Annotated in this window: 12 protein-coding genes; 10 read left to right on the top strand and 2 right to left on the bottom strand. The window is 50.0% G+C overall.

Annotated features, from left to right (window positions below):
• Positions 1-128: 128 nt before the first annotated feature.
• Together PKH29_11465 and nrdR are read right to left on the bottom strand one after the other, a co-directional pair.
• Positions 129-806 (bottom strand): hydrolase, encoded by a 678-nt coding sequence (locus PKH29_11465; GenBank protein ID HNX15454.1) that lies wholly within the window; start codon positions 804-806, stop codon positions 129-131.
• A 47-nt stretch (positions 807-853) separates the two neighbouring features.
• Positions 854-1,318, bottom strand: a complete 465-nt coding sequence (gene nrdR / locus PKH29_11460; protein ID HNX15453.1) for a transcriptional regulator NrdR — start codon at positions 1,316-1,318, stop codon at positions 854-856.
• A 134-nt stretch (positions 1,319-1,452) separates the two neighbouring features.
• Here nrdR and PKH29_11455 point away from each other — a divergent pair, with 134 nt between their 5' ends.
• The 10 genes from PKH29_11455 to PKH29_11410 all read left to right on the top strand — a co-directional run.
• Positions 1,453-1,815 carry a hypothetical protein gene (locus tag PKH29_11455; protein ID HNX15452.1) on the top strand — a complete coding sequence of 121 codons (363 nt, stop codon included), beginning with the start codon at positions 1,453-1,455 and terminating at the stop codon, positions 1,813-1,815.
• Positions 1,816-1,869: 54 nt separating this feature from the next.
• Positions 1,870-2,070, top strand: coding sequence for a DUF1858 domain-containing protein (locus PKH29_11450; protein ID HNX15451.1), 201 nt, complete (start codon positions 1,870-1,872; stop codon positions 2,068-2,070).
• Positions 2,071-2,076: 6 nt separating this feature from the next.
• Complete coding sequence (locus PKH29_11445) at positions 2,077-2,796, top strand: class I SAM-dependent methyltransferase (protein ID HNX15450.1); 720 nt, start codon at positions 2,077-2,079, stop codon at positions 2,794-2,796.
• Positions 2,797-2,848: 52 nt separating this feature from the next.
• The gene (locus PKH29_11440; protein ID HNX15449.1) at positions 2,849-3,622 is read left to right on the top strand and encodes a Nif3-like dinuclear metal center hexameric protein; all 774 of its coding nucleotides are present in this window, start codon (positions 2,849-2,851) and stop codon (positions 3,620-3,622) included.
• Between the two features lie 14 nt (positions 3,623-3,636).
• The gene (locus tag PKH29_11435; protein HNX15448.1) at positions 3,637-5,394 is read left to right on the top strand and encodes an NFACT RNA binding domain-containing protein; all 1,758 of its coding nucleotides are present in this window, start codon (positions 3,637-3,639) and stop codon (positions 5,392-5,394) included.
• Between the two features lie 62 nt (positions 5,395-5,456).
• Positions 5,457-7,487 carry a single-stranded-DNA-specific exonuclease RecJ gene (gene recJ / locus PKH29_11430; GenBank protein HNX15447.1) on the top strand — a complete coding sequence of 677 codons (2,031 nt, stop codon included), beginning with the start codon at positions 5,457-5,459 and terminating at the stop codon, positions 7,485-7,487.
• Positions 7,488-7,499: 12 nt separating this feature from the next.
• On the top strand, positions 7,500-9,692 hold the full coding sequence (locus PKH29_11425) for a bifunctional (p)ppGpp synthetase/guanosine-3',5'-bis(diphosphate) 3'-pyrophosphohydrolase (GenBank protein ID HNX15446.1): 2,193 nt from the start codon (positions 7,500-7,502) through the stop codon (positions 9,690-9,692).
• A 130-nt stretch (positions 9,693-9,822) separates the two neighbouring features.
• Positions 9,823-10,803, top strand: a complete 981-nt coding sequence (locus tag PKH29_11420) for an ABC transporter substrate-binding protein (GenBank protein ID HNX15445.1) — start codon at positions 9,823-9,825, stop codon at positions 10,801-10,803.
• Positions 10,804-10,813: 10 nt separating this feature from the next.
• A complete protein-coding gene (locus PKH29_11415) occupies positions 10,814-11,539 on the top strand; it encodes an ABC transporter permease subunit (GenBank protein HNX15444.1) in 726 nt (241 codons plus the stop codon).
• A gap of 16 nt (positions 11,540-11,555) precedes the next feature.
• The coding region (locus PKH29_11410) for an ABC transporter ATP-binding protein (protein HNX15443.1) at positions 11,556-12,100 on the top strand (545 nt) is incomplete at its 3' end.

Raw genomic sequence — 12,100 nt, 5'->3', positions numbered from 1 at the left:
CGCGGTTTGGTGTGAGATATACAACGGAGTTCTGAGCATCGGCATGGTCTTTGGATACGGCGTTTAATTCGTTGAGATCTTCCATGGTACCGTGATAATAAATCAATTTACACCCTCCGAAATATATATTACGGATGCGGTTGATTTCGGCGATAGGCATCCATAATACTCTTGAAAATTTCCCCGTTCGAAGGCGGCGTCCAGGTGATGGCATTTGCGCCGGCTTCGATAGTTGTCCGAATCGATTCATCGGTCGGACCGCCCGTTGCGATAACCGGAAAGTCAGGATATGAATGCCGAATCTGTTCGACAATGCGCGGTGTGTCGGCAGCCGCGGAGACGTTAAAAATCGTAGCTCCCATTGCAATACGCTTTTCAATGTCAATTGAATCGTTGGCGACGGTAACCACGACAGGGATATCAATGTGTGCCGCAACCTGTGAGATGGTTTCGTCGGCGGTTGGGGAGTTGACCACAACGCCGATTGCTCCCTGCATCTCGGCAAAGGATGCCAGATTGATCACACGCTTTCCGGCGGTCAGCCCGCCGCCGACACCCACAAAAACCGGGATGTCCGCGACTTTTAAAATGGCCTCTGTAATGACAGGCTGCGGAGTAAAAGGGTAGACGGCGATCACGGCGTCGGCGTTCACATTTTTAATAATCGCTACGTCGGTGGAAAAGACGATAGATCGGATCAATTTCCCAAATATGGAAATGCCGCTGCATTTTGAAATAATCTCCGGAACGCGAAGAGCGAATTTACGCAGCGTCCCATCGACCTTCGGAGGAACATTAGGGTTCATATGACTTCCTTTCAATTAAACAAGGGCCGAAAAAGGAATTCGACCGACTACTCTTTATTATTCTGTTTCTTGAGCTTTTTAATCTCGCGGGAAAAGGACTCGATGTCAGAAAAATCACGATAAACAGAGGCAAAACGGATATAGGCGACTTCGTCAAGATCGCGCAGTTTTTTAAGAATATATTCGCCGATTTCAACCGTCGTGATCTCATGCTTCGGTGAGGAATAAATCAAGGTTTCAAGCCCGCGCACGACATTTTCGAGTGTCTCAAGCGGGATGGTTTGTTTCTTACAAGCACGTACCATGCTGGAGAGAACTTTCTGTGGGTCAAACACCTCACGGGCGCCGCTTTTCTTTACCACCCAAACGGTTGCTCGCTCGGTCGTCTCAAGTGTGGTGAAACGCATGCCGCATTTTTCGCAGAGACGGCGGCGGCGAATTTTCTCACCGTCGTCCTGAGGGCGGGTATCGATTACTCTTGAATCCGGCGTGCCGCAAAACGGGCATTTCATTTAAACCACTCCTTTTGCACAATGTTACCTTATTTTCAATGTTCTGTCAAGCAAATTCGCACGTTATCTAAGCCTTGCGCGCTGTATATCCGTTCCCGTTACGGGTGAAAATAATCCGGAAAGGGGAGCGAATCATGCCTGACGAAAAGAAAAAACTATTCGCCTTCGGCGCACTTGCTTATCCTGCGATTGAATTATTATGGCGTAAAAGAACTCACCCTACTATGGCACTGGCGGGCGGTTCGGCAATGTTGTTATTAAACGCCGTCGAAAAAAAGCTGCGCAGCAGAGGGGTGCGATATATCGCGGGAGCGCTCGGATTGACCGCAATCGAACTTGCAATTGGCTTGATTTTCAATAAAAAGCATATGATTTGGGACTACAGTAAAAAGAAAGGAAATCTGGCAGGGCAAATCTGTCCGGCATTTGCGGCGGCTTGGCTCTTGCTCAGTCTGCCCGGTTACGCAATTTGCAGACGGATGCGCCGTCTGCGTTGACAGAAAGGGTGATTATTGGTATAATGATTTAAAGTTCATACGGAGGTTTTAATCATGAAAATTACAAAGGATTCTCTGATCGGCGATATTCTCGATTTAGACCGCACGACTGCGGCATTCTTCCTTGAAATGGGCATGCATTGTCTGGGTTGTCCGTCGGCCAGAGGCGAGACGCTCGAGCAGGCCTGTCAGGTTCATGGCGTCGATGTAGAAGAGATGGTCACTAAGATCAACGACCATCTCGATCAGAAATAAAAATCAATGCTCAAACTCAGTCCACGGCTTGCGCTCGCGGCAGCATTAGCGGGAGAGTGCGAGCGGATTGCGGACATCGGAACGGACCATGCGCTTTTATCGGCGTTCTTACTCATGAACGAAAGCGCGCGGTCTGCGCTTTTATGTGACGTTGTCGAAGGTCCGCTCGAACGGGCGGCGGCAACGGTCAAAGCATATCATCTTGAAGCAAAAACTGAACTCCGTCTTTCTGACGGTTTTCGAAACGTCACTGCGGACGAATTCAACACCGCCTTTATCTGCGGAATGGGCGGGTTGAATATCCTCGAGATTCTCGCCAAAGCCGATTGGTTCACACATGAAAAAAAGCACTTGATTTTACAACCCCAGACTGATGCGATACACCTGCGGGCATTTCTGCTTGATCATAACTGTGTAATTTTTAAAGAGCGCGCAGTCATTGACGCCAAACACGCTTATTCGGTATTATCCGTCCAAACCGGAGAGTGCGGTAAAGCTCCGACGGATTGGAACGATTATATCGCTTTTAACCCCGACTGGGCAGATCGGCCCGAAGTCATCTCAGGGAAACTCAATCCCATCGGCGAGGCCGAAAAATCATATCTGAAAGCGGTTTACAAACTGGCCAAAAGCCGTGCCGAGGGTGCAAAAATAGAACACAACGAGCCCGTGTATCGGGCCTATTTACATATCTGCGAACTGATAACCGAAGAGACGAAGGTGTAGTTTGGAAAATAGATTTTTTCTTTTTGAATCTGCGAAAAAGAGGTAAAAAAAGATGAGCGCCATAAAAGATGTATACGAATTTCTAGACAGTGTCTGGAAGTTTAAGAATATGCCGGAGTACGACAATTCCGGATTTTTAGTCGGCGATATCAATACCCCTGTCACAAAGATCATGTGCTGCCTCGATGCGACTGCCGATGTGATCGGGCAGGCAAGGACTTTTGGCGCACAGCTAATCGTCAGCCACCATCCGATTATTTTTGACCCGCTCAAAAAGCTTGATTCGGGTAACCCGGTTTATCTTGCGGCGGCTTTTGGCATCGCCGTAATCTCGGTGCACATCCCGCTTGACGAGAACATCGAAGGCGCAAACAAAGTGCTTTGTAATCGTCTCGGGTTGATTCCGAAAGGCCCCTTTGCCGAAAAACAAAGCTCCTGCGGCGACCGGCTCTGCGAGGGTTGGGGCGGCGAACTACTCGCTCCGCAAACGACGCGCGAATTCGCCGCCAAAGTTGGGCAGATATTAAATTCACCGGTCGTCTTCTGCGACGGCGGAAAACCCGTAATGTCGATTGTTGTCTGCGGAGGCAGCGGCAGCTTTTTAATCGAACAGGTCATTGAAGCGGGCTATGATTGCCTTATCACCTCGCAGTTGAAATACGAGGAAGTGATTGTGGCAAGGGCGGCAGGTTTATCATTGATCGACGCCACCCATTTCGGAACGGAGATTCACATCGCAGGTATGTTGCAAGAAAAGCTTGCACAGAAATTCAACGATATCGAGGTTATTCTCGCCAAAGAGAGCAACCCGTTACAAAGCATATAATTCAAGGAGACAACATGGCAGTAGATGGCGCATTATTGCATTTACTTTTACGCGAGTTGGAGAGCGCGGTCGGCGGGTTTGTGGACAAGGTCTACCAACCCTACCGCGATCAGCTTGTGTTTACCATGCGTACCAGAGAAGGGCAAAAACGGCTGCTACTGACCTGTAAATCCGACGCTGCACGTGTGCATTTCACCGAGCAGAATTATGAAAATCCCCCTCAGCCGCCGATGTTATGCATGCTGCTGCGAAAGCTTTTAATCGGTTCCAAACTGACCGCCGTCCGTCAGGACGACATGGAGCGCATTTTGTTTTTGGACTTCACGGGCCGCAGTGAACTCGGCGAGCTTCATACTATCACCGCCGCGGCAGAGCTTATGGGCCGCCACTCCAACCTAATCTTTTTCGATTCCGACGGAATTATTATCGATGCGGTCAAGCGTATCGACGAAAATGTCAGCACTGTGCGCCAGATCTTCCCGGGCTTAAAATATGAACTGCCCCCAAAACAAAACAGAATGTCTATTAACACCTTGAACCCGTCTGAATTTGTCGATACGCTGATCAAAGATAACCCCGGCATCTTGTTGGAAAAAGCGTTTTTGGGCACCGTTCAGGGACTCTCACCTTTCAACTGTGCCGAGCTTTGCTATCAGGCAGTCGGCGATCAAAATGTAGTCTGCGGCGAATTGGACGAACAACAGCGACAAAGGCTGATTGCGGCCATCGAACGCTGCCAAACCAGAATTAAAAATCATGATATTTGCCCGACCGGGGTGTTTGACCAAACCGGTGCGGCGGTAGATTATTCCTTCATGCCGCTCATCCGTTATGATAAGGAAAATCAAAAACCGTACGATACTCTTTCTCAGTTGCTGGATGCGTTTTATTACACCAAAGAGCATCGCGACCGCCAGCGCCAGAGCAGCCGCGACTTGTATAAGCTCGTCGAAAACGCCGCCGACAGAACACGCCGGAAACTTCTCACCCGAACCCAGGAGCTCGAGGATACCAAAAACGCCGACAAATACCGCATTTACGGCGATCTCATCATGGCCAATCTCTATTCGATACAAAAAGGGGACACCACGGTCAGTGCGGTCGATTACACCGATCCTGACCAAAAAACCGTTGTGATCGCTTTGCAAAACGATCTCACTCCGAACCGGAACGCCCAACGGTATTATAAACTCTACCGAAAAGCCGACAACGCTGCCAAGCAACTCGTCGGTCTGATCGAAAAAGATCGTGAAGAACTGAGTTATCTGGATTCCGTACTATATTCGCTCGAAAGCACCGATGATTCGGCAGATATCGCCCAAATTCGTGAAGAGCTCGCGGCGCAGGGCTATCTAAAGCACCGCAATGTTGCAAAGAACAAACAAAAAGGCGAATCGCAGCCCCGTAAATTTATAAGCAGCGGTGGTTTTGAAATTCTGGTCGGCAGAAACAACTGTCAAAATGATCAACTCACTTTTAAAAAGGCCCAGAGCAACGATGTCTGGATGCACGCACGCGGCATTCCCGGCAGCCATGTCATCATCGTTACAACAGGGAAGCAGCCCGATAAACAGACTCTCACCGAAGCAGCGATTTTGGCGGCGCTGTATTCTAAAAACGGCAAAAGCGTGCGTGTTCCGGTCGATTATACCGTAGTAAAGCGTGTCAAAAAACCGATCGGTTCTCCGCCGGGTTTTGTGAATTATTTCGATTTTCAGACCGCTTTTGCCGATCCGAGTGAAGATTTGGCCGCAAAGCTCAAGGTGGATTGACAATAAATGCGGCATTGAGGTATACTGATTGCAAATTTCGACTTTTATCGGGGAGAGAGCTTGTGGTTGACAGGAAGTGGGCATTTTGCGTCACTGACCGCGAAGCGGTCACCGAGATGGCGCAGGACAATTCTATAACCCGGCTGCAGGCGGCGCTTCTTTATAATAGAGGCATCACCGCACCCGAGGAAATCGAGGAGTTTTTCTCTTGTGATATCGACACCGGCATTGAGGAGCCGTTTTCGCTGGCCGATATGGATCGGGCTGTCGATCGCATTCGTACCGCACTTGAAAAGAACGAAAAAATCTGCATCTTCGGCGACTATGACGCCGATGGCGTGACCTCGACCGTGATGATCTACGACTATCTCAGTAAACAAGGTGCAAACGTTACCTGGTGCCTGCCTTCACGTGAAGAAGGCGGTTACGGGATGCATAAAGCAATCATAAACGATCTTGCAAAAGACCATATCAACTTAATTATCACCGTGGACAATGGTGTGACTGCTTTTGAGGAGATCAAGCGTGCAAGGGAACTGGGCATCGATGTGGTTGTCACCGACCATCATACCGTACCAGTGAAATTGCCTGATTGCATCGTCATCGATCCGCACAGGCCGGATTGCCCCAGCAGATTCAAGGGTTTATGCGGCGCAGGCGTGGTGTTTAAACTAATCTGCGCGCTCGAAGAGGACATTGAGTCGATGTTCGACCGCTACGGGGACTTACTTACGGTTGCTACCATTGCCGACATTGTGCCGCTGACCGGTGAAAACCGCGTATTTGTAAAAAACGGTATCGATATATTAAAAGAAACCGAAAACCTCGGCTTAAAAGCGCTGATGGACAAATCCGGAATGAGTATGCGCTTCAGCGTTCAATCGGTGGCCTACATGCTTGCTCCTCGTATTAATTCGGCCGGAAGAATGGGCGATGCCGCCGATTCTGCCCGACTGCTGATGGCGAAGACCAAAGAAGAGGCTGAGCAATACGCCCAAAAGCTCGAAGATTATAACGCAAAGCGTCAACAGGCCGAACAGCGGATATTCAACGAAGCCAATGAGAAATATGCCTCTGTGGATGAAGTTCGCCATGCTCCAATCGGCGTGGTCTGGGGAGAGGGTTGGGAAAACGGCGTCGTCGGCATTGTGGCTGCGAAACTTGTCGAGAAATACGGAAAACCGTTTTTGGTTTTCGGAATAAAAGACGGGATTGCAACCGGATCGGGACGAAGCGTCGAGAGCCTCTCAATCTACGAAGCGGTGAACAGCTGCAAGGAACTTTTCATAAAATACGGCGGGCATTCACAAGCGGTTGGGTTGACAATTTCAGCGGAGAAACTGCCGGATCTATCAAAAACGATCAACGATTATGCAGAGCCGCTCGGGCGGATTTCGCCGAATTCCTTTCAGATTGACGGTTATTTAAAACTTCAGCAACTCATCATGGACGTGTTTTACCAAATTGACGAACTGGAGCCGTTCGGCAGGGAGAACCCGACGCCGTTATTCTGTCTTTCGGGCGTGACGATTAAAAGCATTCGGGGCATGCGAAACGGGAATCACTGCATGCTGGAGATCGAAAAAGACGGCGCTTCGGCTATATTATTATTATTCGGTACTTCCCAAAATGAGGTTTGTTTTTCCGAAGGTGACAAAGTAGATGCCGTTGTGACACTAAGCTGCCGGGAGTTTAACGGAAATGTGGAATTGTCAGTGGTTGCAAAAGATATCCGGTATACAAACTTTGACCAGGATAATTATTTCAACAGTAAATTTGAGTTTGATCGCTGCATCCGAAAGGGTGAAAAACCCGCCTCACCTATCACAAGAGAAGACACTGCGGCGATATTTCGAACCATCAAGAGCAGCAGACGCGCCATCACCACCGGTGCATGCCTTGCCCATATCCTCGGCGGACTGATGGATTATTACAAGATCTCCATGTGTCTGGAAGTGCTGCGCGAAGTGGGATTGATCAGCATGGACAACGGCATTATCTCTTTAATTGAAACAACACAAAAAAAAGACCTTACATGTTCTAAACTCTTCCGGCTTGCAAACGATTTGCAAGAACCTTCCGATCATCTGTAAAAGGAGATATGCGTGAGCGACGAGACAAAGACAGTTGATTACACGACTTATTTCGCCCCGATAAAAGCGGAACTCGAGGCCTTGTTCACGCCTGCCGAAACGAAAAAGGTCATACAGGCCTTCGAACTCGCCGCCGAAAGCCACGAGGGGCAAAAACGCTCTTCGGGTGAGCCGTATATCACGCATCCGGTGGCGGTGGCTCGCATTCTGCTCGAGGATTTCGGCATGGACTGCGATACCATCTGCGCCGCGCTTTTACATGATGTGATGGAGGACTGTGGTATCAGCCGCAAGACGATCACCGATAAATTCGGGAAGGCCGTTGCCGACCTGGTCGACGGCGTCTCAAAATTGGGGAATATCAAATATACCTCAAAAGATGAGCTTCAATCGGAAAATATCCGAAAGATGCTGCTTGCGATGAGTCATGATATCCGCGTGATGCTGATCAAGTTGGCTGACCGTTTGCACAATATGCGCACGCTGAGATACCGCCCCGAAGAAAAACAACGCGACACCGCGCTCGAAACCATGGAGATTTATGCGCCGATTGCCCACCGTCTCGGTATGCATGCGCTTAAAAATGAATTGGAAGATCATGCAATCCGCTGCCTTGACCCGATCGGCTGCGCCGAGATCGAGGCAAAAATCTCCATGGATACCCATGAACAGTCGGATTTTCTCGATTCCATCAAAAAGCAGATAACCGAGAGTTTCCGTGACTGCGGATTTGAATATCGGGTCGACGGCCGCGTTAAGAGCATGTGCGGCATTTATCGCAAGATCTATATTGAAAACCGTGACGTCTACGACACTTTTGCCGTGCGCATCATCGTCAGCGCGATCAACGAGTGCTATATGGCGCTCGGTATCATTCACGACACTTTTAAACCGATCCCGGATCGGTTCAGGGACTTTATCTCCCTGCCGAAAAACAACGGTTACCGCTCAATTCACACGACCGTCATCAGCAACCGCGGCATCCCGTTCGAGGTTCAAATTCGCACCTTTGAGATGCATCAGGAGGCCGAATTCGGCATTGCCGCTCACTGGAAATATAAAGTCGGCATCGAGGATAACGACGCCAAAAACGCCCGTTTTGAACAGCGTGTCAAATGGCTGCGCGAGATGCTCGAGGCCAAAGATGAGGCCGACGGTGAAGAGGACCTGCGAAATTCCATCAAAGCCGAACTGACCGACGACGACGTTTTTGTATTCACGCCGAAAGGTGAGGTTCGTGTGCTTCCTTGGGGTGCGACCATCATAGATTTCGCTTATGCGATTCACTCGGCGGTCGGCAATCGCATGATCGGTGCAAAAGTCAACGGCAAGATCACGCCGATTGATTCTCAGCTGACTTCCGGAACCGTCATAGAAATTATTACAACATCTGCGCAAGGACACGGCCCGAGCCGAGATTGGCTCAAATCGGCCAAGACCAGCGAGGCGCGCAATAAAATCCGACAGTGGTTCAAACGGGAACGGCGTGAGGAGAACATCGTTGCAGGACAGGATGAATTCGAGCGTGAGGTGCGAAGAATTAATCCGCGCCTGACTCCCGAACAATACCAAGCCATATTGACCGATACAGCCAGGCGCAATCATTTTTTACACGAAGAAGATTTTTTTGCCTCGATCGGATACGGCGGTATACTCATCTCAAAGCTGCTTCCGAAACTGCGGGAGGACTGTGCCAGGTATAACGCTCCTGACGTTGACGCGATCAAACCGGTTGCGCCGCCGCCAAAAATCACCCATAGCAGCAGCGGCGTCATTGTCGAGGGATTTGATAACTGCCTGATTAAGTTTGCGAAATGTTGCAACCCGGTTCCCGGTGACGACATCATCGGATTCGTCACAAGGGGCGGGGGCGTCGCGGTACACCGGTGTAATTGCAATAATGTGATCAAAAACATCGACAAGGAACCGGGCCGTTGGCTCAGTTCCGCTTGGGCCGCAAAAGACGGAGAGGTTTATAAAGCCGTATTATCGCTGATGACCGCGCCGGGTGCGAATTTATTCAACACCATCTCGCAGCTGCTCGCCTCCGAAAATCTGTTCACCGAGGGCATTCTGATGACCGGAAAGAGCGATAAGGGCGACGAGTATGAAGTCGTTGTCAGAGTTGGCAGCAATCAGCAGCTTAGAGGGCTTGTTTCTAAACTTTCCGGTATCCCCGGTGTACTCTGGGCAAAGAGAATTTAACATATACTTAATTCGTATACGATATTGACATCCGGGTTTTACGGGTGTAGAATAAAAGCGGCTGATCCAAACGGATGAGCCGAATATATTTTTAGCGAAATTACCTATCTGCGAAAGGAATGTTCAAAGAATGATGAAAAAGGTTCTCTCAATGGTTTTAGTGCTGGTATTTTTAATGGCGGCGGGATGCTCTGCAGCACCGGCATCTTCGACTCCGGCAACCGCTTCAACGGTTAAAATCGCCGCTCTTCAGGGCCCGACCGCACTGTCTTTTTTAAAGATGTGGGACGACGGTACCAAACTCGACGGTATGGATGCTCAATACGATCTCTTGCAGGCACCGGATGCAATGGTTGCGGAATTGGCAAAGGGCACTTATGATATCGCCTGCCTGCCTCTGACCACGGCGGCGAACCTGTTTAACAAGGGCACGGATTACCGCCTTGTCGGTATCTGCACCTGGGGCAATATGTATATCGTCAGCACTGACACGACCATCACCTCACTGGCCGGTCTGTCGGGCAAGACGATTGCGGTCTCCCAGCAGGGCGCAACCCCCGATGTGATTTTAAGATACGCTCTTGCGCAGGCCGGACTCTCCAAAAAAGTCACGCTGGACTATACGCTGACTGCCCATGCCGATTTGGCTGCTTCGGTCATCTCCGGACAAACCAAGATCGCCTTAATGCCCGAACCGTTCGTATCCAACATTATCGCCAAGAACCCCGCGGTCAAAATCGTTGTGGACATGCAGCAGGTTTGGGCTTCCACCACCGGCGGCCAACCCTATATCCCGGTGAGCGCGATTGTCGTCAAAGGTACGTTTGCGGACGCAAATCACGATGCAATGGTTGATTTCATCAACGCACAAAAAACGTCTGCCCAGTACACAACCAATGTGAACGAACTGGCGAATCTGGCTGAAAAACACGGCGTGACCCTGCCCGCCGCCGCGATCATCAGCGGCACACCGCGTTGCAACATATTCTTCAAGGATACAACCAACGCCAGAACCGAAATCAACAATTACTTTAATATCATCCTCGGCTTCTCGCCGACTGACATCGGAGGTGTGATGCCGTCTGAAGCATTTTTTGCCACTTTCAAATAAAAAGGGACTTGTGCTTTGGCAAATCTTCGGCGGCGTGACTTTCATTGCCGTCTGGCAAATCATTGCAACTTTATTGAATAACTCGTATATATTGCCCCGTCCGGCCGCCGTGCTCTCGGCGCTGGCGGGGCTTTTTGCCGGAAATAACGCGTCGATATTGTCCGCAACACTCGGTAGATGGCTGCTCGGTCTTGCCCCGGCAATCCTTTTTGGCATGCTGTTAGGTTCACTCTCGGCGGCCTATGCCCGGTTCGGTGCGTTTATGGCACCGCTGTTCACGGTGATCAAATCCATCCCGATTGTGGCGGTGATTTTGCTTGCGCTCGTGTGGCTGAAAGCGCCGTATGTGCCTTCGTTTGCGGTGTTTTTAGCGGCGTTCCCGTCGGTCTGCGAAAACAGCGCCGCCGGAGTTCGCGGAATCGACCGCCGTTTGACCGAGATGGGCAAGGTCTATCGGTTTTCGCTTTCAAAGCGCCTGTTCGGCATTTATTTGCCCTCGATTGCGTCTTATGTGGTTGCGGCTATCAAAACCGCGGCGGGCATCGGGCTAAAAGCCGTTGTAGTCACGGAATTGGTCGTACAGCCCGTACACTCGGTCGGCGCGCAGATGCAGACGGCGCGGGTCACGCTCTCCACTGATATCTTGCTTGCGTGGACGGTGTTAGTGATTTTGATGGGCTATCTGCTCGACCGGCTGTTGGGTTTGGTCGAAAAGCAACTTCGAAATCGATATTAAAAGGGGAGGCAGCGCTTTGCGGATAGACGGATATACAAAAAAATACGGCGACCTTACGGTGTTCGACGATTTTTCAGTCGAGTTTTACGACCAAAAGATCAATTGCATCATGGGGCCGTCGGGCTGCGGAAAAACAACTTTATTAAATGCAATTGCGGGTCTTGACGGCGATAAATTAAAAATAAATATCAGTTATATTTTTCAAGAACCCCGTCTGCTGCCTTGGAAACGGATCCGCCAAAACATTATGATCGCGCTGCCTGATACTTTTACAAAAGCCGAAAAGCGCGAACGTGCGGAAAAATATCTGACTGCGGTCGGCCTTGAAAAATTCATGAATTATTATCCCGCGCAGCTCTCGGGAGGAATGCGCCAGCGGGCGGCGATTGCGCGTGCGTTTGCCGTTCCCTGCGATTTGTTATTAATGGACGAGCCGTTTAACGGGCAGGATATGAAGACCAGAGAAGAGCTGATCAAGCTTTTTTTAAAACTCTGGAAAGAAGAACCCAAGACCGTGATCGCGGTCACGCACAGCTTTTCCGAGGCGTGGCTGCTCGGGGA

The sequence above is a fragment of the Oscillospiraceae bacterium genome (assembly GCA_035353335.1).
In the GTDB taxonomy this organism is placed as follows: domain Bacteria; phylum Bacillota; class Clostridia; order Oscillospirales; family JAKOTC01; genus DAOPZJ01.
The sequence above is the reverse complement of the archived record's forward strand: the minus strand, read 5'-3'. Positions and strand labels throughout refer to the sequence as shown.